The organism is Aminobacter sp. GW821-FHT11F06, from assembly GCF_058808215.1.
On sequence record NZ_JBXARL010000001.1, the window covers coordinates 685,947 to 709,714 of the forward strand.

A 23,768-nucleotide genomic window follows, 5' to 3' on the forward strand; every position below is an offset into this window, starting at 1 on the left:
GCACGAAAACTTTGCCGCACCGCACGCGCTCAATGCTTCATTTCGCCCTTAGCCAAAGCGTCCTGTGCGCGGAAAACCCTTGGGCACCATCCGTCCGGCGGTTGCACGCGTACCGATCCATTCGATCAGTTCCTCGCGTGAGCGGGTGAAGGTGCGCTCGGCTGAATCCAGCCAGCTGAGCCCGTTTTCCATCGTGAAGGTCTTCACGTCGAGCACCCCGCCGTCCTTATATTTCTGCAGCCTGACACCCTTGCCGCGGGTCATTTCGGGGATCTGCTCAAGCGGGAAGACCAGCATCTTGCGGTTCTCGCCGACGATGGCGAGATGATTGCCCTGAAGCGGTATGCAGCGCTTGGCTTCATCGGGCGATTTGACGTTCATCACCTGCTTGCCCTTGCGGGTGTTGGCGACGACCTCTTCTTCGACAACGACGAAGCCATTGCCCTCATGGGAGACAAGCAGCAGCTTGCGCTTGGGCTCATGGACGAAGGCGGTGACGATGTCCTGGTCATTGTCCATGTCGACGATGATGCGGATCGGCTCGCCATGGCCACGCCCACCCGGCAGGCGGTCGGCACCGATGGTGTAGAACTTGCCGCCGGTGGTGAAGACCAGGATCTTGTCGGTGGTCTGGGCGTGGAAGGCGAGCTTGAGGCTGTCGCCTTCCTTGAAGGTGAGCAGCGAATAGTCGGCCAGATGCCCCTTCATCGCCCGCAGCCAGCCCTTTTCCGAGACGACGACCGTCACCGGCTCCTTCTCGATCATGGCATGGGCGATATCGGTCAGGTCGTGGTCGGGCGCTTCGGCAAAGACAGTGCGGCGACGGCCAAGCTTGGTATCGGGACCGTAGTGCCTGCGAACCTCGCTCACCTCCCACTTGATTGTCGCCCACTGTTTGGCGTCAGACGCCAGCAACGCTTCGATCTGGCTCTTTTCGGTGCTCAGCGCATCGAATTCCTTGCGGATTTCGAACTCTTCGAGCTTGCGCAACGCCCTAAGGCGCATGTTGAGGATGGCTTCGGCCTGATTGTCCGTCAGTCCCCAGCGCGCCATCATCGTGCGCTTGGGCTCATCCTCCTCGCGGATGATGCGGATCACCTCGTCGATATTGAGATAGGCGATCAGGTAGCCGCCAAGGATTTCGAGGCGTTTCTCGATTTCGCCGAGACGGAACTTCGAGCGGCGGACAAGCACCTCGCGGCGGTGGTCCAGCCATTCGCGCAGCACGCCCTTGAGCGACAGCACGTTCGGCACCTTGCCGCGCGACAGCACGTTCATGTTGAGCGGGAAGCGGCTTTCAAGCTCGGTGAGCTTGAACAGCGATTCCATCAACAGGCCCGGATCGACAGTGCGGCTCTTGGGTACCAGAACGACGCGGATGTCTTCGGCACTTTCGTCGCGAATGTCTTCGAGCAGCGGCAATTTGCGGGCCATCAGAAGCTCGGCGATCTTTTCGATCAGTCGCGACTTCTGCACGCCATAGGGAATTTCGGTGACGACGAGGTTCCAGGTGCCCCTGCCCTGGTCTTCCTGCTGCCACATGGCGCGCATGCGGAAGCCGCCACGCCCCGTCTCGTAGGCATTGACGATGGACGCCCAGTCATCGTCGATGCTGCCGCCGGTCGGCAGATCGGGACCGCGCACCTTGCAGCCCAGGCGCAATTCGGGATCGTCCTTGATGCGCTCCCACTCGCCCGGCGAGGTCATCAGGTCGGTGACCGAAGCGTCGGGATTGTCGATGAGGTAGAGGGCCGCACTGCACAGCTCGGCCGCGTTGTGCGGCGGTATCGACGTCGCCATGCCGACGGCGATGCCTGACGAACCGTTGGCGAGCAGATTGGGGAACGCGCCCGGCAGGACGACGGGTTCTTCGTCTTCTTCGTTGTAGGTCGGGCGGTAGTCGACGGCGTCTTCGGTGATGCCTTCCAGCAGCGAGACCGACACTTCGGTCATGCGCGCTTCGGTGTAACGCATGGCAGCAGCGCTATCGCCGTCGATATTGCCGAAATTGCCCTGCCCGTCGACGAGCGGATAGCGGACCGAAAAATCCTGCGCGAGGCGCACCAGCGCGTCGTAGATCGACTGGTCGCCATGGGGGTGGAACTTGCCCATGACCTCGCCGACGATGCGGGCGCATTTGGCAAAACCCTGGTCCGGGTTGAGCCTGAGCAGCCGCATGGCGTGCATGATGCGGCGATGGACCGGCTTCAGTCCGTCGCGCACATCCGGCAGTGCCCGGTGCATGATGGTCGACAGCGCATAGGCCAGATAGCGCTCTTCGAGCGCCTTCTTCAGATCGACCGGTTCAATGTTGTCGCCGCTACCGTTTCCGGGCGGCAAAAGCGCTTTTCCCATGGGTTGGGACTAGCGGAACGGGTGATTCGCGACAAGGGCATTTGGCGAATGCAAGAGTGTCGTGGTGCCGCATATGAACAAATCTGGTTGCAAGGCGATGGTAGCGAACCGCAAAACCAACCCTTCACCATTCTTGCGTGTGCTGCGCGCCAGAGATTGCCTTTTCGCGCGAATTGCGGCCAATGTCACCGCAATGCCTTTTTCCAGTCCAGTTCCTGACGGACAGGAGAGGCGTGAACGAATCCTCACAGTCTCAGGGAACCATGATGACGCAATACCGCTCTGCATTCAGCAAGCTCGCTCTATCGACATTTCTCTTCACGCTTCCGCTCAATGCAGCATTGGCCCAGGATGCCACCGCGGTCGCCGAGCGACTGAAGTCCGTACTGGCCGCCCAGAACCTGACGCTCGCCTGGACCGGCGTGTCGGGTGACGCCTCCAGCGCCGTGCTCGAAGGGGCGAGCATCGCGATGGACGGCGAAGGCAAGCCGCTTTCCATCGGCAAGGTCACGCTCAGCGGCATCACCGAAGAGAACCGCGGCTACAAGATCGAGTCCATAACCACAGAGCCCTACAACGTCACCGAAGGCACGGCCAAGGTCGAAATCAGCCCGCTGACGCTCGGCAACGTGACGCTGCCAGCCGCGGATTCAACCGATCTGCTTGCGTCGTTTTTGATGTACGAAACCGCAAGCCTCGACAATGTCAGCGTCAAGATTGGCGACAAGCAAGCCTTCCAGATGACCAATTTCCAGGCCGAGGTGACGCCGCCGGCCGATGGAAACGCCATGGAATTCACCGGTTCGGCCGAGAAGTTCACCGCCGACCTGACCCTTGTCGACGACCCGCAGTCCAAGGCTGCGATCGACGCGCTTGGCTATCAGAACATCAGCGGCAACTTCCAGCTGGGCGGAACCTGGCAGCCGACCGACGGCCGCATGTCGCTGTCGCAGTATGACATCGCAGTCGACAATGCCGGCACGCTCGGCATGACCTTCGACCTCGGCGGCTACACGATCGACTTCCTCAAGTCGGTGCAGGACCTGCAGAAGAAGATGGCGGCCCAGCCGGAAGGCACCGACAACTCGGCTCAGGGCCTCGCCATGCTCGGCCTGATGCAGCAGCTGACCTTCCATGGCGCGACCGTTCGCTTCGACGACGATTCGGTGACCAACAAGGTGCTCGAGTATCTCGCCAAGCAGCAGAACATGACGGCGAAGGACATCGCCAACCAGGCCAAGGCGATCGTGCCGTTCCTGATGATGGAGCTGAACAATCCGGAGCTGGCGACACAGGTAACGTCGGCGGTCACCGCCTATCTCGACAACCCGAAGTCGATCGAGATCGCCGCCAAGCCCGCCTCGCCGGTTCCGTTCGCGCTTTTGGCCGCAAGCGGCATGTCGAACCCCAAGGACCTGCCCAAGACGCTTGGCCTGACGGTTACGGCTAACCAGGATTGATCCTGGTTAGCATGGTCTAAAACGAAAAAAGCCCGGCAGCGATGCCGGGCTTTTTGCTGAGTCCAAAGAGTCGCTTGCGCGGACTTCTTAAGCTTCTTTCTTAGCCACGGCGACGCGCAGAGACAGCTCGCGAAGCTGCTGCGGCGAGGCCTCGGCGGGTGCGTTCATCAAAAGGTCCTGAGCCTGCTGGTTCATCGGGAACAGCGTCACTTCACGCAGGTTCTTGGCACCGACAAGCAGCATGATCACGCGGTCGACGCCCGCGGCCATGCCGCCATGCGGCGGCGCGCCATACTGGAAGGCGCGGTAGAGGCCACCGAACTGCTCTTCAACCTCTTCGCGCGTCTTTCCTGTCAGCTCGAACGCCTTGACCATCAGGTCGGGCAGCTGGTTGCGGATCGAACCGGACGCAATCTCGAAACCGTTGCAGACCATGTCGTACTGATAGGCCTTGATGGTCAGCGGGTCCTGGCTGTTCAGCGCATCCAGGCCGCCCTGCGGCATCGAGAATGGATTGTGGGCGAAATCGATCTTCTTTTCGTCTTCCAGCCATTCGTAGAACGGGAAATCGATGATCCAGCACAGCTCGAAACGCTCGCGGTCGACGAGGTTCAGTTCCTCGCCGGCACGCGTGCGGGCAGCACCTGCAAACGAAACGAACTTCTTGGGATCGCCGGCAACGAAGAATGCGGCATCGCCATCCGACAGGCCAAGCTGCTGGCGGATCGCTTCGGTGCGCTCTTCGCCGATGTTCTTGGCGATGGGACCAGCACCTTCGAGCTTGTCACCTTCCTTGCGCCAGAAGATGTAGCCGAGCCCCGGTTGGCCCTCGCCCTGCGCCCAGGCATTCATGCGGTCGCAAAACGCGCGCGAACCACCGGTCTTGGCCGGAATCGCCCAGACTTCAACCTTCGGGTTGGAGGCGATCATGCCCGCGAACACCTTGAACCCCGAACCGTCGAAATGCTCGGTGACGGGCTGGATCTCGATCGGGTTGCGCAGGTCAGGCTTGTCGGTGCCATAGGTGCGCAGCGCCGTATCGTAGGGAATACGGCGGAACTGCTGTGTGACCGGCTTGCCTTGGGCAAACTGTTCGAACACGCCGCGCATCACCGGCTCCATCGTGTTCCAGACGTCTTCCTGGGTCACGAAGCTCATTTCGAGGTCGAGCTGGTAGAATTCGCCCGGCAGACGGTCGGCGCGCGGATCTTCGTCGCGGAAGCAAGGCGCGATCTGGAAGTAGCGGTCGAAGCCTGCAACCATCAAAAGCTGCTTGTACTGCTGCGGTGCCTGCGGCAACGCAAAGAACTTGCCGGGATGGATGCGCGACGGCACCAGGAAGTCGCGCGCGCCTTCAGGCGACGATGCCGTCAGGATCGGCGTCGAATATTCGGTAAAGCCCTCGTCGGTCATGCGCTTGCGCATTTCGGCGATGATCTTGGTGCGCGCGACGATGTTCTTGTGCAGCGTTTCGCGGCGCAGATCGAGGAAGCGGTACTTGAGGCGGATGTCTTCGGGATAGTCGGGCTCGCCAAACACCGGCAGCGGCAATTCCTTGGACGCCGACAGAACTTCGATCTCGCTGGCGAAAACCTCGATCTCGCCGGTCGGCAGGTTGCCGTTGACGGCGTCGGCCATGCGCGCCTTGACCTCGCCGTCAACGCGGATCACCCACTCGCCACGCACGGTCTCTGCGACCTTGAAGGCAGGCGAATCGGGATCGGCGACGATCTGGGTCAGGCCGTAGTGGTCGCGCATGTCGATGAACAGCAAGCCGCCGTGATCTCGCACGCGATGGACCCAGCCGGACAGGCGAACGGCCGAGCCGACGTCGGATTTCCTCAATTGAGCGCAGGTGTGGCTGCGGTAACGGTGCATGGCAAATATTCCGGTTCGGGCTGTTGTCATACGGCCGGAGCGTCCGATGCGCCCGGGCCGAAATTTGGCGCGAAAAGCGCATGGGTGCCCGGTTTTGTCAAGGTTAGGCCAGCCGCGAGCGGGCAAACGAGCTGTGCTCAGAGTCTTTTCTTCAACCAGACGCAGGAATGTCCTGGCGGGAAATCGTCGATGCGCCCGAACTCCTCATATCCCAAGCGCTTGTAGAAGTCCGGCGCCTGGAATGTAAACGAATCGAGATAGACGCCGATGCAGCCGCGCTGGCGGGCTTGTTCTTCGGCCTTTGCCAGCAATTTCTCGCCAAGTCCCTGCTTGCGGTGCTCGACGCCGATCCACAACCACGCGACAAACAGCCAGGAATATTCGGACACCCCCTTGAGGCCACCGATGACCCGTCCATCGTCGTTGCGAGCAACGATCCACAGGTCTTGTCCGTTGTACGGTCCGGCGCTATCGAAGTTGTACTTATCCAAGCCGTCGCGGATAAAACGGGCGATCTCGTCGTCGATGCTGGTGCTAACGGTCAATGTCGTCATTGCGGCGGCCTCGTTCGTGCCAACAGGCTCCAGCCAAGCGGCCGGACGGCGCGCACGCTAACCGCCTCCGTGGCAGCGACGTTGGCGCAGTCGACGGAATATGTCGCACCAGCGGCTGACTGCCATTGACCGATCAGGCAAACTGTAGCCACCTCAGCTTTTGTATCGCGTGCCTGATGTCCTCCATACGTCCCCTCATCCCGCTCCTGATCACCGCCGGCATCCTGTTGGGCGGCAACGGCCTGCAAAGCACCTTGATTGCGCTGCGCGGCGCGCAGGAAGGCTTTTCGGCGTCGACCATCGGGTTGATGGGTACGGCCTATTTCATGGGCTTCCTGCTCGGCTGCATCTTCATCACGCGCATCATGAAGGCCGTCGGCCACGTCCGGGCCTTCGCGGCACTTGCCGCGATCGCCGCCTCAGCCACACTGACCCTAGTGCTGGTCATCGATCCGGTGATGTGGTCGGTGGTTCGCTTCGCCACGGGTTTCTGCTTCGCCGGACTGTTCACGGTGATGGAGAGCTGGCTCAATTCGGGCGTTTCCAACCACGACCGGGCCCGCGTGCTGGCCATCTACCGCATCATCGACATCGGTTCGGTGACAGGCGCGCAATTCATGATCCCGGTCTTCGGCGCGGGCGGCTTCACCATCTTTGCCATCATGTCGATCATGATCACGCTGTCGCTGGTGCCGGTCTCGCTTGGCGACCGCTCCAATCCGACACCGCCTGAAGACGTCAAGCTCGACCTCAAGCGCGCCTGGATGATCTCGCCGCTCGGCAGCATTGGCTGCATCTTCGTCGGCATCACCAACAGCGCCTTCCGCACGCTAAGCCCGATTTATGCCGAACAGATCGGGCTGTCGGTCACCGACGTCGTCACCTTCGTCAGCGTCGGTATCATCGGCGGCGCGCTTATCCAGTATCCGCTCGGCTACATGTCCGATCTGTGGGATCGCCGCATGGTGCTGCTTGTCACCACATTTGGCGCGATGGCATCGGCGCTGATGCTGGTTTTCCTCGCCGGCAATTCGCCGCTGGCCAATTTCGTGCTCGTCTTCATCTTCGGCTCGTTTGCCATGCCGCTTTATTCGCTGTCGGCGGCGCACGCCAATGACCGGGCCGAAAAGGGTGAGTTCGTATTGGTCAACGCCGCCCTGATGCTGTTCTACTCGGTCGGCGCCATTGCGGGTCCGCTCGTGGCCTCAATCGTCATGGAACAGTTTGGGCCGCATGCGCTATTCAGCTTCAGCGCTGCCGTCTATGTCATCTTCGTCGCGGTCATCGTCTACCGCATGGGATCGCGCTCGCCGGTGCCCGCCGGCCATCGCGGCCGCTTCATCGCACTGCTGAGAACATCGCCCATCTTCGCGCGCCTCGCCCGCAAAAATGGCCCCACGAATGGTCCGGATGCCGGCTAGACTTTCCCTCCGAGCGCCGCAAGCGCTTGACGAAAGGGCGCACGACTGAAATGGAAAGACAACGCGTTCTGAACAAAGCAATATTATGCATGTAATAACGACCCAGGACGAGCTCGAAACCGTCATTGCCGCTCTCGAAAAATCCAATTTCGTCACGGTAGACACCGAGTTCATTCGCGAAACCACTTTCTGGCCTGAGCTCTGCCTGATCCAGATGGCAGCGCCTGGCGTTTCCGCGCTTGTCGATCCCCTCGCCCCCGGCCTCGATCTCAAGCCGTTTTTTGCGCTGATGGCCAATGAAGCGGTGACCAAGGTCTTCCACGCCGCCCGGCAAGACATCGAAATCGTCTTCCATCTTGGCGGCCTGATCCCGCATCCGGTGTTCGACACCCAGGTTGCGGCCATGGTCTGCGGCTTCGGCGACAGCGTCTCTTACGAGCAGATCGTCCAGAAGATCACCGGCGGGCGCATCGACAAGTCGTCGCGCTTCACCGACTGGCGCCATCGGCCGCTGTCGGAAAAGCAGCTCGACTACGCGCTGGCCGACGTCACCCATCTGATCGACGTCTATCAGCATCTCGTCGCCGAACTCGAGCGCGAAGGCCGCGCGCACTGGCTCAACGAAGAGATGGAGGTTTTGACCTCCCGCGAAACCTACGATCCGCATCCCGAAGACGCCTGGAAGCGGCTCAAGATGCGGCTGCGCAAGCCGCAGGAACTGGCCATCGTCCAGGCGGTGGCTACCTGGCGCGAGCGTGAAGCGCGTGAGCGCAATGTGCCGCGCGGGCGCGTGCTCAAGGACGATGCGATCTACGAGGTAGCCCAGCAGGCGCCGCGCGACATCACAGCCCTTTCGCGGCTGCGGACCACACCCAAGGGCTGGGAGCGTTCGTCTTCGGCCACCGCACTGCTGGCGGTCGTCAACGCAGCGCTCGACATGCCGCGCGAGCAGATGCCCAGACTGCCCAAGACATTCCAGCCGCCGGAGGGCTCAAGTGCCGCCGCCGAGCTGCTCAAGGTGCTTTTGCGCCTGGTCTCCGAGAAGGAAGGCGTCGCGCCCAAGGTGCTCGCTTCCGGCGACGACATCGACCGCATCGCCGCCGAGGGCGAGGCAGCAGACGTGCCTGCCCTTCAGGGCTGGCGCCGCTCGGTGTTCGGCGAGACCGCACTCAAGCTGGTGCGCGGCGAGATCGCCATCCGCTTCGACAAGCGCAAGATCGCGGTATTCGAGATCGAGGCCTCAGAGGTCTGAAGGCGCGCCGCTCTCGCGGCGTTGGCTTCTATCCCCGGCGCGGTTCAAACCGCGCCGGCAAGATGCAGCGCAAACCAGATCCACAGTAGCCCAAGCACCAGCCAGCCAAGGATGAAGGCGCGGCTGCGGAACGTGACCTGGTTCGTGGTCAGGTGACAAAGGGCATGCGCGTAGCGCGTGGCAACGAACAGCCAGGCCAGCCCGACACTGACATAGGAAGTGCCCTCGGTCACATAGAGCGACAGGCACGCCGCATAAAACAGCACCGGCAATTCGAACTGATTGTTGATGTTGTTGGCGACTGTGGCGCTTGATTCCGGCTCGGCCGAACGTGTCTTGAACTGATTGACGCGCGCCTCGCCCGAGACAACCGCCTGTCTGCGGCGCATGCCGAGCACGACATAGACGATGTAGACCAGAAGAACTTGCGCAAGCATCGGCCAGAAAATGGCGGTCTGGTTCATGATTCCCCCAAAAGCAATTGCCGATGATACGCGAAACGAGTGTGCGGCCTTTTCAGCCCTTGGTATTTTGCGTTGTCCGCTGCCCCGCCAGGACAAAGGCTGCGATGACGGCAACGGGCACAGCCAGCAGCGCGAACTTCGTCACGATCAGCCCCGAAGCCAGCGACATTGACCTCGCCCCTGCCGCTGGCGGGTCGGAGAGAATACGGCCCACGACGAAGTTCTGGGCGTAGTCGGCAATCATGTAGGGCAACACCAACACAAGTGCTGCAACCGAACGCATGGTTGGGGACAGGGCGGCAAAGCGCGGCAGGCGTTCACCTGCTTTCAGGATCAGGCTGGCCAGAGTCAGCGAAAGCAGTGCTGGAAAAACCAGGTCGAGGGTCAGGTAGTGCCAGACAAGAACGGCCTCGGCACCACGACGCCCGAGTGCTGCCACCCAGGCGAAACCCTCGGCTTCGGAAAAACCCCAAAACCGCAGGTCGAGCGAGGTCAGGCCGCCGCTCAGACTGCGGAAATAGAACAATTCCAGGGCCACCATGGCAGTGAACACCGCCACGGTGGCAAAGCTCAATACAGCCGCATGACGTCGCAGCCGTACGGTCATTCGCCTTACACTCCGCCGGGATAGTTCGGGCTTTCGCGGGTGATGGTCACGTCATGGGCGTGGCTCTCACGCCAACCGGCATTGGTGATGCGCACGAAGGTGGCACGCTCGCGGAAATCGGCAAGATCGCGCCCGCCGACATAACCCATCGCAGCCTTGAGGCCGCCCGCAAGCTGATGCAGCACACCGGCGACAGGCCCCTTGTAGGGCACCTGGCCCTCGATGCCCTCGGGTACCAGCTTGAGCGTGTCGCGAACTTCTGCCTGGAAGTAGCGGTCGGCCGAGCCGCGCGCCATCGCACCGACAGAACCCATGCCGCGATAGGCTTTGAACGAGCGGCCCTGGTGCAGATAGACTTCGCCCGGGCTTTCTTCGGTGCCGGCAAGCAGCGAGCCGATCATGGCAGCGCCAGCACCTGCGGCGAGCGCCTTGGCCAGATCGCCCGAATATTTGATGCCGCCGTCGGCAATGACCGTCACGCCGGCCTTCTGTGCTGCCTCGACGGCAGACATGATGGCCGAGAGCTGGGGAACACCGACACCGGCGACGATGCGCGTGGTGCAGATCGAGCCCGGTCCGATGCCGACCTTGACGGCGTCGGCACCAGCGTCGATCAGCGCCTGCGCGCCGTCGGCTGTCGCGACATTGCCGGCCATGATGCGCACGGAATTGGAGATTTTCTTGGCGCGGGCGACCGCGTCGAGCACACGCTGCGAATGGCCGTGCGCGGTGTCGATGACGAGCAGGTCGACGCCCGCGTCGATCAGGCGCTCGGCACGCTCGAAGCCGTCATCGCCAACACTGGTGGCGGCCGCGGCCCTGAGGCGCCCCTGCCCGTCCTTGGACGCGTTCGGGTTGAGCTGCGACTTCTCCATGTCCTTGACGGTGATGAGGCCGACGCAATTGCCGTGCTTGTCGACGACGAGCAGCTTTTCGATGCGGTGCTGGTGCAAGAGCCGCTTGGCCTCGTCCTGCTCGACCGTCTCCTTGACGGTGATCAGGTTCTCGCGCGTCATCAGTTCGTAGACCTTCTGCGCCGGGTCGGAAGCAAAGCGCACGTCGCGGTTGGTCAGGATACCAACGAGGCGCCCGGTCTTTTGTCCGCCGGTGCCGCCGTTTTCGACGACCGGAATGCCGGAGATGCCATGCGCCCGCATCAGCCCGCGTGCGTCGGCCAAGGTTGCGTCAGGGCCAATGGTGACCGGATTGACCACCATGCCCGATTCGAACTTCTTGACCTGGCGAACCTGCTCGGCCTGTTCGGCCGGGGTGAAGTTGCGGTGGATGACGCCGATGCCGCCGGCCTGGGACATGGCGATGGCAAGCCGCGCTTCCGTCACCGTGTCCATGGCGGCTGAAATGATCGGAATGTTGAGGTCGATATCGCCGGCAATGCGGGTGCTGACGTCGGTCTCGCCGGGCATGACCTCGGAATGACCGGGCTGCAACAGCACGTCGTCAAATGTCAGCGCCAGAGCGCCGGTGGAGGATTCAATGATTTTTGCCATGGCCAACCTCGGAATGCGTGAAAGGACGCTGGAACCATTGGTATGCAGCGCCGACTCGTCTTTTCCCTTTCAGGATTGGCGCTGGCTGGTACCACGTCTTCGGTTCGATGAAAAGCGCGTGATGAAGGCCAATCGCCGCAGTTCGCGCCGGAACGCTTAGCCAAGACCTTGCGTTATGCCAGCGAGGTCGGCGTTCGAACCGACTGGCCTTGAGAAGCGGCAGGTCCTGGCAGCGGACAGGCTGGCATATCCATGCTAACCCTTCAAAACGGCTGAGCCAGCGGCCGCTATCGTAGACTTCATGCCGGACGCTTTCGTGAACAGAACCACGCCGCTGATCCTTGCCGTCGCCTTGTTCATGGAAAACATGGACTCAACGGTCATCGCCACATCATTGCCGGCGATCGCCGCCGACATCGGTACAAGCCCGATCGCGCTCAAGCTGGCATTGACGGCCTATCTGGTTTCGCTCGCCATCTTCATCCCGATCAGTTCGTGGATGGCCGACCGCTTCGGCGCGAAGCTCGTCTTCCGCGTGGCAATCGCCGTGTTCATGGTGGGCTCCATCGCCTGCGCCATGTCGGATTCGCTCAGCGCGTTCGTGCTTGCCCGCTTCTTGCAAGGCATGGGCGGATCGATGATGACGCCGGTGGCGCGGCTGGTTCTGGTGCGCACGACGGAAAAGAGCGGGCTGGTCGCGGCGATGGCGACGCTGACCATCCCAGCCCTCGTCGGCCCATTGATCGGACCACCGGTCGGCGGCTTCATCACCACCTTCTTCACCTGGCACTGGATATTCCTGATCAACATTCCGATCGGCGTGATCGGCATCTGGCTGTCGGGGGTTTTCCTGCCCGAGATACCGCCCGAAGCGACACGGCCGATGGACGTGCCCGGCTTCTTCCTGTCGGCGATCGCTGCGTCAGGTGTGGTCTTTGGCCTGTCGGTGGTCAGCTTGCCGGCACTGCCGCCGGCCGTCGGTGCGATCACCATCGTCATCGGCGTGGTCGCTGGCCTGCTTTATGTCCGCCACGCGCGCCGCGCGCCCTACCCGCTGCTCGACCTCAAGCTCTTCGCCAATCCGGTTTTCCGCACGGCCATTGTCGGCGGCTCGTTGTTTCGCATCGGTGTCGGCGCGGCACCATTCCTTTTGCCGCTGCTGTTTCAGCTCGGCTTTGGCCTGTCGCCGTTCCAGTCGGGTATGATCACCTTCGCCACGGCAGCAGGTGCGCTGTCGATGAAGTTCGTGGCGCCGAGGATCCTGAGGACAGTGGGCTTTCGCAACGTACTGGTGGTTGCGTCGGTTGTGTCGGCCGGCTTGATGGCCGCCAACGCACTGTTCACGCCGCAGACGCCTTATCTGGCGATCCTGTCGGTTCTTTTCCTGGCCGGCTTCCTGCGCTCGCTGTTTTTCACCTCGTCGAACGCGCTGGTCTTTGCCGACATCGAGGCGTCCCAGAGCGGCCAGGCAACAGCAATCTCGGCAGTCGCCCAGCAGACCTCGGTGGCGTTGGGTGTGGCAGTCGGTGGCGGTGCGCTCGAGATCTGGTCACTGGCCACCGGCCAGGCGATCGGCGGCGCGGGCTTCACCTTTGCATTCCTGACGGTCGCCGTCATTTCGCTGCTGCCGGCGCTCATGTATGCGCGCATGGCACCCGACGCCGGCAAGGCCATCTCCGGCCACCGCTTGGCGCAAAACACCGCAGACGAGCCGCAGCAACTATGAGGCGTCTGGCTCGGACTTGCCCTTGAAGTCCTTGGCGAGCAGATAAAGCTCGGCTGATTCCTCGCGCGACGCCGGCGGCTTGACGTGCTGGACGGTGCGGAAATTCTTCTTGAGCAGGGTCAAAAGCTCGGATTCCGTTCCGCCTTGAAACGTCTTGGCCAGGAAGTGGCCGCCGGGCTTGAGCACCGAAATGGCGAAATCAGCGGCGACCTCGCACAGATGCATGGTTCGGATATGGTCGGTGCGGCGATGCCCGGTCGTCGGTGCCGCCATGTCGGACAGCACAAGGTCGGGCGCGCCGCCGAGCGCCTCGGACAGGCGTGCCGGAGCCTCGTCGTCAAGAAAATCCATCAGCAGGACCGGTGCGCCGGGCACCGGATCCATTTCGAGATAGTCGATACCGACGACATGCGGATTTTCCGCCGTCGAGTTGGTGCGCGCAGCCGCCACCTGGCACCAGCCGCCGGGCGCAGCACCCAGATCGATGATCTTCATGCCGGGCTTGAGCAGATGGTGCTTGTCGTCGATCTCGATCAGCTTGAAGGCCGCGCGCGATCGGTAGCCATCGGCCTTGGAGCGCTGGACGTAGGGATCGTTCATATGACGTTCGAGCCAGCGACGCGACGATTCCTTGAGACCGCGCTTCTTCTTGATCTTGGTGCGGAGCACGCGCGTGGCGCCCGCCGCTACTCCTGGTTTTGTCGGTTTCTTGGTCATATACGCTGTCCGTTCCGCCAGTTGCGGCGCCACACGCCGTCGTCGGCCATCAATTCGCTCAAAATGCCTTCACGCAAGCCGCGATCGGCGACGCGCAGCCTCTCCGACGGCCATACCGCGCGGATGGCCTCAAGGATGGCGCAGCCCGCCAAAACGAGGTCGGCCCGGTCGGCGCCGATGCAAGGGTTTGCCACACGCTGGTGAAAGTCCCAGCCGAGCACCTTTTCGACCATCTGGTCGACGCTTGTGCCATCCATCCACAATCCATCGACACGGCGGCGGTCGTAGCGGTCAAGTTCGAGATGCACGCCGGCAAGCGTGGTGACAGTGCCCGACGTTCCCAGCAGATGGAACTTCGGGCTCGACACGATATGGCTGAGCCGGTCGCGTCCGTCAAACGCGCGCAGGCGGGCAGCGACGTCCTCGACCATGGCGGCAAAGATCTCGCGCGTCACCGTGCGGCCGCCGAAACGCTCGGCGAGCGAAACCACCCCGACCGGCAGCGACGTCCACGAGACGATGTGATTCGCCAGACGCGGCGAGCGGTGACGCGAGACGTCGATCAGCGCGATCTCCGACGAGCCGCCGCCAATGTCGAACAGCACCACGCCATCGGTATCGCGCTCGACAAGCGAGCCGCAGCCGGAAACGGCGAGCCGCGCCTCGGTCTGGCGGTCGATGATCTCGAGCTTCAGGCCCGCCTCGCGTTCGACGCGGTCAATGAACTCCGCACCATTTTCGGCCGTACGGCAGGCTTCGGTCGCGATCAGCCGCGCCTTCTTGATCTTGCGGTTGCGCAGCTTGTCGCTGCAAACCTTGAGCGCTTCGACCGCGCGGTCCATCGCCGGCTGGCTGAGCCGCCCTGAAGCCGTAAGCCCCTCGCCCAGGCGCACGATGCGCGAAAAGGCATCGATCACCCGGAACTGTCCGGGCCGTCCAGGCACAGCCACGAGCAGCCGGCAATTGTTGGTGCCGAGATCGAGTGCGGCAAAAACCGGCAGTTCCGACGTCGGCACACGACGCGGCTGTTCGGCCTGATCCTGCCTTGCGACAGGGCTCGGCCTTATCGGTGCGACGCTTGGCCGAACAGGCGCCTGCGGGCCGGCTGGCTCAGGCTGCGCGCCACCGGACTGAACACCATCGCGCGCAAATACCTTGCGGCCGCGACGGCGCTTGCGCCTTTTCCTGGTCTTTCCATTGTGTTGCGCAGCGTCCCCATTGCCGTGACCGTTGACCGGTCGCGCGGCGGCCTTGCGGCCTTTTTGAGATCGGCCCGCGCCGTGAGGCGACGAAACATTCCCAGAGACACCCGCATCCGACGCACCAGCGTCGGGTTCGCGGTCCTTCACCTTGCAACTTCCTTCTCGCGCCGCGCGAACCTTTTCGGACGCTGCAGGCGCATGTCATCTTGTGTTGCCGGCAGCGTATCAGCGCCGGACCAGATCACCAAGGCCCGCTCGGGCGGAAATTTAGCTCGCCCTCAATTCACATCCCCCCACCGACCGAAATCCCGGGATCGGGTTGAAGTGCCGGCGTTGATGAGGCAAAGCTGAAAAACGAACAGGATATGCGAGCGGACGCATAGCCAACGCGAGGCACAAAAAACGCCAGACCGAAAGGGACAGCCCAGCGCTATCGCATGAGAATCAAGGACTATATCTGGCCCGTCATCGGGCTTGGCGCCGTCGCCGTTTCCGCCTGGCTGCTCTATCACGAGTGGCGTGAAATCTCCCTCGACGATGTCTGGAGCGGCCTCACCGCCATCCCCTTGCATGGATGGATGCTTTCGGCCCTCAGTTCCATCGTCGCTTACGCCGCCCTTGCCGGCTACGATCACATAGCGCTTCTGCATCTGGGCAAGCGCGTGTCGTGGTTCTTCGTCACCATCTGCTCCTTCACCACCTATGCGCTGTCGCACAATATCGGCGGCTCGGTGTTTTCGGGCGCTGTCATCCGCTATCGCGCTTACGCCAGCAAGGGCCTCACCGGCCAGGATGTCGGGATCCTAGTCGGCATTTGCTGGTTCACCTTCGTGCTGTCGAGCGTGTTTGTGGGCGCCGTGGTGATTCTGCTCGAACCGGGCCTGCTCGACCGCTACACCGAAGGCAGCCACGAAGGCTGGTGGATAGCCCTTGGCATCGCCATGCTGGTGTTCGTTGTCGCTTACGTGTTCGGCAGCTGGCTTCATCTCAAGCCGCTCGCCATTCGCAACTTCCGCCTGCACTACCCGGCTTTGCCCATCGTCGTGCGCCAGCTGATCATCGGCCCGCTGGAGATTCTGGCAGCCGCCGCGATCATCTATTTCGCGCTGCCTGCCGAAAACAATCCGGGCTATCTGATCGTGCTCGGCATCTTCCTTTTCTCCTTCGCCGTGGCGCAGGCCTCGCACGCGCCGGGCGGCCTGGGTGTGCTCGAAGTGGTCTTTCTCACCGGCCTTTCGGAAATGGATCCGGCGGCGGTTCTGGCTGCCCTTCTGGTCTTCCGCCTTTTCTACCTCATCATCCCGCTCATCCTCGGCATCATCGCAGTACTTGCCTTCGAGCATTCGCAGTTCGGGCGCGGCGACAAGCAAGGCGAAGCCTGAAAACCGAAATTGCAGCATCGAACGGGGTTGACTATTTCCCGGCGGTGGCTACAAGGCGCGCACCGGCGGCGTTGTCGAGACAGCGTCGCGGCCGAACCAAAAGTCGGCCCTGCTGGGGAATAGGTTAACGGTAGACCCACGGACTCTGACTCCGTTAGTCCTGGTTCGAATCCAGGTTCCCCAGCCAACCTTCTTTTTTCCAATAGAAACAAGCGCTTAAGCGAAGCGAGAAAATCGCAACCGGAACACCTTTCCGGTTCATATATCCGGAGCATCCGCCTTCGGTGAGCGCCTCACAGTCCCCTTGAAAACCGCACGTCCCGCGCTTGACACGCGAGTCCGACAAAGAGACGTTGCTGCCGGGCAATGCTTTGGGGACCATTCGTGAAAAAGCTAATCATGGTAGCGGCGAGCGCTTGCGCTCGCCGGGTAGTGAAAATCTGTCGCGACATGAAGGTCTAACTGGGATGTGCGCCACTATCATAGCCAATTACAAATGGCTCACCTTCTTCGGCCTACTTCTGGCTACATTGGCAGCGCTCTTATTAGCTTTTACAGGAAGTGCGCTGTATAACTGGCTTCGCCGGCATCAAGCTCAACATGTTTTCACAACCCTTGGGAAGCTTGCCGCCAAACATGAGCGGCTGGAGACTGCGACCAAAGTGCCCGCCCTTCTCGAAGGTTCGGAAGTCGTCACCGCACATCTAAAGGCAAAGCGCCAATCAAGATTAGTCGGATTGGCGCTATCAAGGTATCTTTGGGTTCGAACGCATAATGACATGCGCAAGAAGCTCAATCTGCCACCGCAGTCGATTGAATGGCCGACATCGATAATGCGGCTGAAACTGGTAGAAATCAGCCGAAAGCAGGTGATGGAAGCATTGGAATGCTCGATTGCCAACACTGCTCTTTCGGAAAGCAGATACTTCAAATTTGCGATATGGACATTTGTGTTTGGATCGACACTTCAGGTGATTGCGGGAATACCTTGGTGCTGATGGCAATAGATCAGCGACCAGTCGAACGCCCTAAGCGCCGGCAAAATCGGCTGGTGGCCAGCCTATATCCAGGGCATGGCCTTCGCGCACCTTCCGTTTTCTTTTAAGCTTGATATTCTCAATATCGGGCATGTTTTTGAGGCTGGACAATGGCTGTAGTGCATATCGGCATGGATACGAGGCAATCGGTCATCGGCGAGCTTTTACCATATGACGTAGAACTATGCATTCGCTCTATTGAGCTATTATACTATATAAGCGCGGAACCTAAAATATTTCCTAGACCTTACATGGATGACACTGTCATAATTGATGGTATCAACTTCACAAACCCACTCAACATATGGGCGTTCTTCAAGGAAATACCCGAATACTTTGCGAAAGCGGCATTGGACCGCACCATCTTTTACCAAGCAGAATATGCGCGGCGGAGCGCCGAAGCAGAGATTACACGGCAAGCAGTTATTTCGGCAAAGCTCGATAACCTTCGAAAGGCAAACGAGATTCGCAACGAACTAATCGCGGGCGAGCACGACCCGGAGATAACCTCCCGAATGCTTGCAAAAATACTGCAAGACCAGAAGGCTAGTATGAAAGTGCACGGCGCAAACCGGCGAAAGCGCCTACTGCCCTGAGACTGTCAAAAGTAAAGCCTGCCGGGGTGAGCGGGGCAATCGTCAACAGGAATTTACATGCCCAATGGATATGCTGGCCTTTCATCGAAAGAGGCCAACGAAGTGATGACCAGCACTATTGCCGATATCATTTGCGAAGAACTTGTTGCCAAGCGTCCGCCAAAGATAAGGGAAAGCCCGCCGGGGTGAGCGGCGGGCTTTTTGGTAGCTTGGCGATCGGCGACTAGATGAATTCCGGCTCCTTATCCGGGTCACAAAAGATGACTTCGCCAGCGACAAAACCGATCGCCCGACGCTCAAGCTCATCCATGACGTCCGTTGCCAACTGCGGGAAGTCGGCCTCCATGCCGGTTTCTACTGCCTCGACAAGCTTCGTATAGATCGCGTCAAGGGCCTTTTCGCGCGGGCTGAGATACGTCGCCTGCGCATCCATAACCATCTTCTTAATTGCGGCCGATACCTGGGGCGTGTTATTTTCAATGTTCATCGCGTTTGCTCCTTGTGATTGCGATGTTTCGGTAAAGCGGCGCGGTCATGCTCGGCGACCAAACTTTGCATGGCCCGCTCGCTGCTTCATTCGCCAAGCCAAAGCTTGACGCCATCAAACGATGGACGGTTGCCGGATCGGCGGTGCCGGTCACGGTCATCTTCGTTCTGCGAAATCATGGGAACGTCCCTTCGTTGATGGGACTTGATGATTAGACACAGAAAACCTTACTTCTCCATCGGAAAATATAGGCGATTGATAAGCGCTTGTTTTCGCTAGCTTTATGCGGTGAGCGAGATCGGTTTGCATCCGTCTTTCTGGCAGTAGTCCGGCCAGATGTTACCGACTTCACCCAATGCGATCTTGATGGCGTCGCTATCTGACTTTCCGGTAATCGCGCACTCGCGGTCGGCGGTCATCAGGGCCTCGACCAGAGAAGCATAGGCGGCGGCGGACAGGTAAGCAGGTTGGTTGTTCAATTCAGGCTCCTACGTTTCAAGCGGTAACCGCCCATTAAACGGTGCCGTTTACTGTGTCAATAAACGGCACCGTTAATTCGCTTGGGAGATATGGGAGATATAGTTGACTGAATATACGATACCGCTTATTCGTCGCCAGATGGGACGGCCACCACTACATATGAAATCCACTAATGTGCGATTTCCATCCGAGATCTTGGACCGCATAGACGCGCGGGTTGGCGATAAGCATCGCGCGAAGTTCATCCGTGAGGCTGTTATTCGCGAGTTGGAACGGCTCGAACGCGCCGACGACCAGCCCGACGGTTGAAGAATTGGCCCCTCACGCTGGTTACTTCATGAGGGGCCGCCGCGCCGAACCGGGTAGCGCTTACAAGGAGCCCGGCCCGACAATTCACTTATAGCGGGCTGGCTATGCGGCCGCTGACGATTTGTCAGAAAATCGCCCGGTCCTTCAACGCCGCCGCTGCGTCAGCCTTCTCGCGTTCCTTTTGCGCTCGGCGCCGCGCCGCCCGAGCTTCGTTCTCAGCGTCCTTCTGTTCGGGTGTCATGGCGTCGCGCTTCGCCGTCTTGGAAGCGTTCTTCTGCCCCTTCCTGCGTTGTTGCTTTTCCGGGCTGTCAGGCTCGCCATATGGCCTGGGAAGCTTGCCCGTCCTATTGAGCGTGGACGTGGCGTATGCTGCCTTCCGATCCGCATTGTAGGCGTCCCTGCCCACCCCGCGCCGGTGCTCGTCAATCTCTCGCCGCGCCTGTGCATTCCAGCCATTCTTGATCGCGTCGGCCTTCAGGGCGTCGCGGGTGCGCCGCACAAGTTCCATGCGGGCGGTGTCGAGCGGCAAGGTCGCATCGTCGCCGTGAAGATCGAAATCGGCCAAAGCCGCACCGATATCGTTCAATTTTTCTTGATGATTTCTGCTCATCGTTCTATAATTTTGATTTATGATCTTGATTTGAACCCTTGGCGACTTCGCTTGCCGGGGTTCTTTTTTTTATACGGCTGCCTGCTCAACCAGCCCGGCGAGGTCGCGGGCGAGGTCAGCGGAGAACACGGTTTCAGGACCGGGGAACGGCAGCGCGATCTTGAAGCCAGTCCCCTTCCTGTAGACACCGAAGCTAAGGTCCAGGTTCACGACGCCCGGCGCACCATCAACAACGGCACGGATCGTGCCGGCAAGCTCTCGCGCGCTGTCCTTGTTGTAGACGGCCGGCGCATGCTCATCGACAGTGATCGATACACCGGCGTCAGTCTTGCGGATGATGACGCCGGGGATGGCGTCGGCGATCACGCCTGCGTCGATCTTCTCGCGGATCATCTGCGAGACAACGCCCGCGCTGGTGAGCCCAAGCTTCGCACCGATGGCCTTCAACTGTTCCACGCGCCGGGGATCAAGGCGAACGGCATTCGTGGACTTCTTTAGGGAATTCATATGGTAATACTCCTGCAACTGATCTATACATATTAACACGTTAACGTGTATAGATCAAGCCGAGATAGGAATATTGTCCGCCGACAGTTTTCGGGAATCGCCCGGTGTCCGCCGACAATTTTCGTTCGTAGTGCAGGCATGTAACTAACAGATACATCAAATACAGATTCACTGGACGCGAAAACTGTCGGCGGACACCTAAAGGCAAGACGCCCCGGCTACTCGGGCCTTCGGCCCTCGCCCATGCGGCCCTTCGGGCCTTACCGCGCCTGAGGCGCGGCTTGTAGCTCGTCTCTCATTCCGGAATGAGTGAGTTTTCCTGCTCCGGCCCGCAACAGATATCCCGGCTCGAACAACGGAGGGTTGCCCGGCTCGGTCGCTTCGCTCCCGGCTGGCAACGTCTCCAGATCGAGCGGGGACCGTTCCGCCCCAAAGCGACAGGGAGACTCACCAGCAACCGCCATGCACGCCGGATAGGGAAAGACACCAACCGGATGCCAACGCCCTCTCCACGGCCGTCCCTGAGTCAAACAAGGTATGCGCTACCGCATCCGCGTGTTCATGAAGTTGCCCGGCCGGGTCTGGCGTCGAATCTCATCAGCAACAACCGAACGCATCCCCAACTCCATCTGCTTGCGCATCTTGTCGGCGAGGTCGGCATTCTGTTCGGGCGTGCCGGCGCTGCCGTTAACGGTGATCGGTGCATTGATGGAAATCGCCTGCGCAGGCGCGGTATTGTTGTTCGCCGGCACCTGCATTCTGCGGACGGCCGGCGCATCTCCGACATAGCCACCTTCGGCAAAGCCGCTAAGTGCTCCCCGGTGTAGCGCCTCAAGATTGCCGACGCCGATCCGGCGAGTTGCGTCCTTGCTCATAACGTATTCGCCCTTATGGACGATGCCGGCCGGCTGGTGCTTCCTGCCGTCGCCGGTGTAGCCACCATCCGCAAAGCCGAACAACGCGCCAAACAGACCACCACCGCCACCGGTGCCGAACAGGGCAGCAAGCGGCCCCTGCCCCAAGAGCATCGCCTGAAGTGTGGCGTCGATCAGCGAATTGACCAGCCCGCGCACGGCGTCGTTAAGCGTGGTCGTGCCGGTAAGCAGGCCGGACAGGGCGGACGTGAAATTCTGGGCGAAGAACTGGCCCGCCTGCTGCAAGGCGGTTTCGGACTGCGCTGCCTGCTGGTTCTTCTGATCAAGCTGCCCGGTGAGTTCGAGCTTCTCGCGTATCTTCTGGATTTCTTCGGCCGTGAGCGTGATCCCGGCGCGCCTTGCCTCCTGCTGATACTGGTAAAGCTGAAGCTCGACACGCTGCTGACTGGCAGACATGCCGGAAATGGACTGTTCGAACCGAGCGAGGTCCAATCCCTGCTGCACGGTCTGATTCAAGCTCTTGCGGGCCTCGTTCTGCTGCCGCGCAAGGTCAATCTGCTTCTGCTGCGTATCCGTGGGTGCAAGGGGCTGTGCAGCGGTCGGTGTGCCGCTGTAGGCATCGCGAATGGTCGTATCGTCTACACGGCGCAAGCCTTCCCATTCGTTGCGAAGGCCAGCCGGATCGTCGCCACGCCGCCGAAGCAAGGCGCGCGCAATTTCGTCCTGGGTGCCTTCATCAAACAGTCGGTCGCCGGTAAGGCCAAGCTGTTTCATCATATCGGTGAGCGTGGCGCTGGTGATCTGATACCGGCCAAGCGCCGATGAACCCTTGCCCTCTCCATACAAGGCGCGGTTTTCGGGCGTTCGCATACGGCCCTGAAGTGCAAGCACCTGATCAAGCGTCATGCTGGTGAGGTTCACCGCGCCGCCGGTCCAGCGGCCATAGTCGAGCGTTTCATTGTAGCCGCGCCCCTTGTCGGTGCCTTCAGCCGCGCCGATCAGGTCGAGAATATTGTCGTGCGCGCCGAACCGCTGCATGCTCTTGGCGCGGTTTGCGATATCGGTCGCGCTCAAAATCTCGCCCATGCTGCGCGCGTTTGCGACCGTCTTCCGATAGGCGGCGTCGATGGCGTCGGACTGCGCGAGCGTGTCCAGTTCGGCCTTCAGTTCGGGCACAAGCGCCTTGAGGTCGGCGAGTGCCGTCTTGAAATTCGCCGCTGCCGTGACGTTGCCATTGAACCGATTGCCGACATTCTGCGTGATGTCGGAAAGCTCCTTCAGCGCCGCCTTCAACTGGTCGCTGCCACCCCCGAGCGAGACGATCTGTTCCTCGACAGCCTGCAGCGATGCTCGAAGCTGGCGAAGCTCCAAACCCTTCGTAGCAAAGTCCGGTCCGATCTCAACATCGGCGATCTGCTTCTGTATGCGCTCGCGCTGCTTTTCGGCCTGTTTCAGCTTCGCTTCGTCAGAGAACAGGTAATCATAGGCCTTCTGCTGCTTGTCGTAGCCGGGGAGCCATTCACCGCGAAGGGCAGAAATGATGCTACCGGCGTAGCCAACACCTTCGATTGCGGCCTTCTTGGCGTAGACGGTGACATTTCGCCAGAGCGTGGCGAACTCCGCATCGATCTTCTTCGCGGCCTCAATCTGCTCATTGGTGAAGGTGGCGGCTTCGTTCCGCATCTTCTGGATTTCGGTGACAGACAGGCCGAGCACCTTCGCAAGCTGTTCCGCGCCGGTGCCGCCGAACATCTCATCGAGGACGCGGGTGCGCGAAGCGGCGTCAAGCTTCTGCAGCTTGCCGATAATCTCATCAAGGAAGCGGCTCGGGTCGGCGAGCTTGGCGGCAACTTCCGTCGCCGAGTAGCCGAGCGTTTCGAATGCGGCCTGTGCGCTCCCCTTCCCGGTCTTGGCGAACTCGTCGCCGCGAATGTTCAGTTCCTTGAGGGCGTCAGTCATGCCGTCAATAGACATGCCGGTAGAGGTCGCAACCGCGTGCCACTGCTGCCATACCTGTGCCGTGACGCCTGCCTTCTTGGCCTCGCGATCCACTTCGGCAACAGAGTCGGCAATCTGCTTCACTGCCATGGCAGTGCCGGCGACACCGGCAAAGATTGCGCCACCACGAAGGAAAGGCGCGAAAGCGCTTTCGATGCTGCCGGCGAGTGATTCCACGGCCCGGCCGGTCGCCTTCTCCATGTTGCCGGAGAACTGCTTGGCGCGGCCTTCCATGCGCCGGAAGTTATCATTGGTCGCCTTGCCGGCGCGCGTCATGTCCTTCTCATACTTGTTCAAGCGGGCTTCGAGCGACACGACAAGGCGCTGTTGATCGTTGTTCATT

Annotated in this window: 21 protein-coding genes and 1 tRNA gene; 9 read left to right on the plus strand and 13 right to left on the minus strand. The window is 60.9% G+C overall.

All coding sequences use genetic code 11. The features are described 5' to 3' along the window. Window positions 1-48 precede the first annotated feature (48 nt). Complete coding sequence (parC, locus tag AC1RTB_RS03395) at window positions 49-2,355, minus strand: DNA topoisomerase IV subunit A (protein ID WP_492880447.1); 2,307 nt, start codon at window positions 2,353-2,355, stop codon at window positions 49-51. Between the two features lie 266 nt (window positions 2,356-2,621). On the opposite strand from parC, the gene AC1RTB_RS03400 reads away from it, so the two are divergent. Beyond that, a complete protein-coding gene (locus AC1RTB_RS03400; RefSeq protein ID WP_492880448.1) occupies window positions 2,622-3,815 on the plus strand; it encodes an aq_1923 C-terminal domain in 1,194 nt (397 codons plus the stop codon). Between the two features lie 87 nt (window positions 3,816-3,902). Here AC1RTB_RS03400 and aspS read toward each other — a convergent pair whose 3' ends face one another. Next, window positions 3,903-5,693 carry an aspartate--tRNA ligase gene (gene aspS, locus AC1RTB_RS03405; protein ID WP_492880449.1) on the minus strand — a complete coding sequence of 597 codons (1,791 nt, stop codon included), beginning with the start codon at window positions 5,691-5,693 and terminating at the stop codon, window positions 3,903-3,905. Between the two features lie 137 nt (window positions 5,694-5,830). After that, window positions 5,831-6,247 (minus strand): GNAT family N-acetyltransferase, encoded by a 417-nt coding sequence (locus tag AC1RTB_RS03410; protein WP_492880450.1) that lies wholly within the window; start codon window positions 6,245-6,247, stop codon window positions 5,831-5,833. A 164-nt stretch (window positions 6,248-6,411) separates the two neighbouring features. Here AC1RTB_RS03410 and AC1RTB_RS03415 point away from each other — a divergent pair, with 164 nt between their 5' ends. Together AC1RTB_RS03415 and rnd are read left to right on the plus strand one after the other, a co-directional pair. Next, the gene (locus AC1RTB_RS03415; RefSeq protein WP_492880645.1) at window positions 6,412-7,668 is read left to right on the plus strand and encodes an MFS transporter; all 1,257 of its coding nucleotides are present in this window, start codon (window positions 6,412-6,414) and stop codon (window positions 7,666-7,668) included. Window positions 7,669-7,753: 85 nt separating this feature from the next. After that, entirely contained in the window at window positions 7,754-8,920 is a 1,167-nt protein-coding gene (gene rnd, locus AC1RTB_RS03420; RefSeq protein WP_492880451.1) for a ribonuclease D, read from the plus strand. A 44-nt stretch (window positions 8,921-8,964) separates the two neighbouring features. On the opposite strand, the gene AC1RTB_RS03425 is transcribed toward rnd, so the two are convergent. Genes AC1RTB_RS03425 through guaB form a run of 3 tightly spaced genes read right to left on the minus strand, consistent with a single transcriptional unit; the run spans window position 8,965 to window position 11,499 of the window. Further along, complete coding sequence (locus tag AC1RTB_RS03425; protein WP_492880452.1) at window positions 8,965-9,384, minus strand: MAPEG family protein; 420 nt, start codon at window positions 9,382-9,384, stop codon at window positions 8,965-8,967. Window positions 9,385-9,436: 52 nt separating this feature from the next. Next, window positions 9,437-9,991, minus strand: a complete 555-nt coding sequence (locus tag AC1RTB_RS03430) for a hypothetical protein (protein ID WP_492880453.1) — start codon at window positions 9,989-9,991, stop codon at window positions 9,437-9,439. Window positions 9,992-9,996: 5 nt separating this feature from the next. Then, window positions 9,997-11,499, minus strand: a complete 1,503-nt coding sequence (guaB, locus tag AC1RTB_RS03435) for an IMP dehydrogenase (RefSeq protein WP_492880454.1) — start codon at window positions 11,497-11,499, stop codon at window positions 9,997-9,999. Window positions 11,500-11,815: 316 nt separating this feature from the next. Here guaB and AC1RTB_RS03440 point away from each other — a divergent pair, with 316 nt between their 5' ends. Next, on the plus strand, window positions 11,816-13,225 hold the full coding sequence (locus AC1RTB_RS03440; protein ID WP_492880455.1) for an MFS transporter: 1,410 nt from the start codon (window positions 11,816-11,818) through the stop codon (window positions 13,223-13,225). Here the strand turns inward: AC1RTB_RS03440 and AC1RTB_RS03445 are convergent. Together AC1RTB_RS03445 and AC1RTB_RS03450 are read right to left on the minus strand one after the other, a co-directional pair. Further along, window positions 13,220-13,942, minus strand: a complete 723-nt coding sequence (locus AC1RTB_RS03445) for an RlmE family RNA methyltransferase (RefSeq protein WP_492880456.1) — start codon at window positions 13,940-13,942, stop codon at window positions 13,220-13,222. The two genes, AC1RTB_RS03440 and AC1RTB_RS03445, sit on opposite strands and share 6 nt — an antisense overlap. Continuing rightward, window positions 13,939-15,291, minus strand: coding sequence for a Ppx/GppA phosphatase family protein (locus AC1RTB_RS03450; RefSeq protein ID WP_492880457.1), 1,353 nt, complete (start codon window positions 15,289-15,291; stop codon window positions 13,939-13,941). The genes AC1RTB_RS03445 and AC1RTB_RS03450 overlap by 4 nt, the downstream gene beginning before the upstream one ends. 290 nt (window positions 15,292-15,581) lie before the next feature. Between AC1RTB_RS03450 and AC1RTB_RS03455 the strand changes: the two genes are divergently transcribed. The 4 genes from AC1RTB_RS03455 (at window position 15,582) to AC1RTB_RS03470 (ending at window position 18,159) form a co-directional block, all read left to right on the plus strand. Further along, entirely contained in the window at window positions 15,582-16,526 is a 945-nt protein-coding gene (locus AC1RTB_RS03455) for a lysylphosphatidylglycerol synthase transmembrane domain-containing protein (RefSeq protein ID WP_492880458.1), read from the plus strand. Between the two features lie 113 nt (window positions 16,527-16,639). After that, window positions 16,640-16,713, plus strand: a tRNA-Gln gene (locus tag AC1RTB_RS03460). 139 nt (window positions 16,714-16,852) lie between these two features. Next, the gene (locus AC1RTB_RS03465; RefSeq protein ID WP_492880459.1) at window positions 16,853-17,524 is read left to right on the plus strand and encodes a hypothetical protein; all 672 of its coding nucleotides are present in this window, start codon (window positions 16,853-16,855) and stop codon (window positions 17,522-17,524) included. 290 nt (window positions 17,525-17,814) lie between these two features. Continuing rightward, window positions 17,815-18,159, plus strand: coding sequence for a hypothetical protein (locus AC1RTB_RS03470; protein ID WP_492880460.1), 345 nt, complete (start codon window positions 17,815-17,817; stop codon window positions 18,157-18,159). A gap of 223 nt (window positions 18,160-18,382) precedes the next feature. Here AC1RTB_RS03470 and AC1RTB_RS03475 read toward each other — a convergent pair whose 3' ends face one another. Then, window positions 18,383-18,646 (minus strand): hypothetical protein, encoded by a 264-nt coding sequence (locus tag AC1RTB_RS03475; protein WP_492880461.1) that lies wholly within the window; start codon window positions 18,644-18,646, stop codon window positions 18,383-18,385. A 281-nt stretch (window positions 18,647-18,927) separates the two neighbouring features. Next, a complete protein-coding gene (locus AC1RTB_RS03480) occupies window positions 18,928-19,125 on the minus strand; it encodes a hypothetical protein (protein WP_492880462.1) in 198 nt (65 codons plus the stop codon). A 103-nt stretch (window positions 19,126-19,228) separates the two neighbouring features. Between AC1RTB_RS03480 and AC1RTB_RS03485 the strand changes: the two genes are divergently transcribed. Beyond that, window positions 19,229-19,435: a YlcI/YnfO family protein gene (locus AC1RTB_RS03485; RefSeq protein ID WP_492880463.1), complete on the plus strand. Its 207-nt coding sequence runs from the start codon at window positions 19,229-19,231 to the stop codon at window positions 19,433-19,435. Window positions 19,436-19,559: 124 nt separating this feature from the next. Here the strand turns inward: AC1RTB_RS03485 and AC1RTB_RS03490 are convergent, their stop codons facing one another. From AC1RTB_RS03490 to AC1RTB_RS03500, 3 genes are all read right to left on the minus strand, one after another. After that, window positions 19,560-20,000: a hypothetical protein gene (locus tag AC1RTB_RS03490; protein ID WP_492880464.1), complete on the minus strand. Its 441-nt coding sequence runs from the start codon at window positions 19,998-20,000 to the stop codon at window positions 19,560-19,562. A 114-nt stretch (window positions 20,001-20,114) separates the two neighbouring features. Continuing rightward, entirely contained in the window at window positions 20,115-20,552 is a 438-nt protein-coding gene (locus AC1RTB_RS03495; protein WP_492880465.1) for a hypothetical protein, read from the minus strand. A gap of 542 nt (window positions 20,553-21,094) precedes the next feature. After that, window positions 21,095-23,767 carry a hypothetical protein gene (locus AC1RTB_RS03500; protein WP_492880466.1) on the minus strand — a complete coding sequence of 891 codons (2,673 nt, stop codon included), beginning with the start codon at window positions 23,765-23,767 and terminating at the stop codon, window positions 21,095-21,097. Window position 23,768 lies beyond the last annotated feature (1 nt).

What these genes read in the sequence shown, in the direction of transcription:
- parC (WP_492880447.1), bottom strand. Translation starts at nt 2,355, where the DNA reads ATGGGAAAAGCGCTTTTGCCGCCCGGAAACGGTAGCGGCGACAACATT.
- AC1RTB_RS03400 (WP_492880448.1), top strand. Translation starts at nt 2,622, where the DNA reads ATGACGCAATACCGCTCTGCATTCAGCAAGCTCGCTCTATCGACATTT.
- aspS (WP_492880449.1), bottom strand. Translation starts at nt 5,693, where the DNA reads ATGCACCGTTACCGCAGCCACACCTGCGCTCAATTGAGGAAATCCGAC.
- AC1RTB_RS03410 (WP_492880450.1), bottom strand. Translation starts at nt 6,247, where the DNA reads ATGACGACATTGACCGTTAGCACCAGCATCGACGACGAGATCGCCCGT.
- rnd (WP_492880451.1), top strand. Translation starts at nt 7,754, where the DNA reads ATGCATGTAATAACGACCCAGGACGAGCTCGAAACCGTCATTGCCGCT.
- AC1RTB_RS03425 (WP_492880452.1), bottom strand. Translation starts at nt 9,384, where the DNA reads ATGAACCAGACCGCCATTTTCTGGCCGATGCTTGCGCAAGTTCTTCTG.
- AC1RTB_RS03430 (WP_492880453.1), bottom strand. Translation starts at nt 9,991, where the DNA reads ATGACCGTACGGCTGCGACGTCATGCGGCTGTATTGAGCTTTGCCACC.
- guaB (WP_492880454.1), bottom strand. Translation starts at nt 11,499, where the DNA reads ATGGCAAAAATCATTGAATCCTCCACCGGCGCTCTGGCGCTGACATTT.
- AC1RTB_RS03445 (WP_492880456.1), bottom strand. Translation starts at nt 13,942, where the DNA reads ATGACCAAGAAACCGACAAAACCAGGAGTAGCGGCGGGCGCCACGCGC.
- AC1RTB_RS03455 (WP_492880458.1), top strand. Translation starts at nt 15,582, where the DNA reads ATGAGAATCAAGGACTATATCTGGCCCGTCATCGGGCTTGGCGCCGTC.
- AC1RTB_RS03470 (WP_492880460.1), top strand. Translation starts at nt 17,815, where the DNA reads ATGGATGACACTGTCATAATTGATGGTATCAACTTCACAAACCCACTC.
- AC1RTB_RS03475 (WP_492880461.1), bottom strand. Translation starts at nt 18,646, where the DNA reads ATGAACATTGAAAATAACACGCCCCAGGTATCGGCCGCAATTAAGAAG.
- AC1RTB_RS03495 (WP_492880465.1), bottom strand. Translation starts at nt 20,552, where the DNA reads ATGAATTCCCTAAAGAAGTCCACGAATGCCGTTCGCCTTGATCCCCGG.
- AC1RTB_RS03500 (WP_492880466.1), bottom strand. Translation starts at nt 23,767, where the DNA reads ATGAACAACGATCAACAGCGCCTTGTCGTGTCGCTCGAAGCCCGCTTG.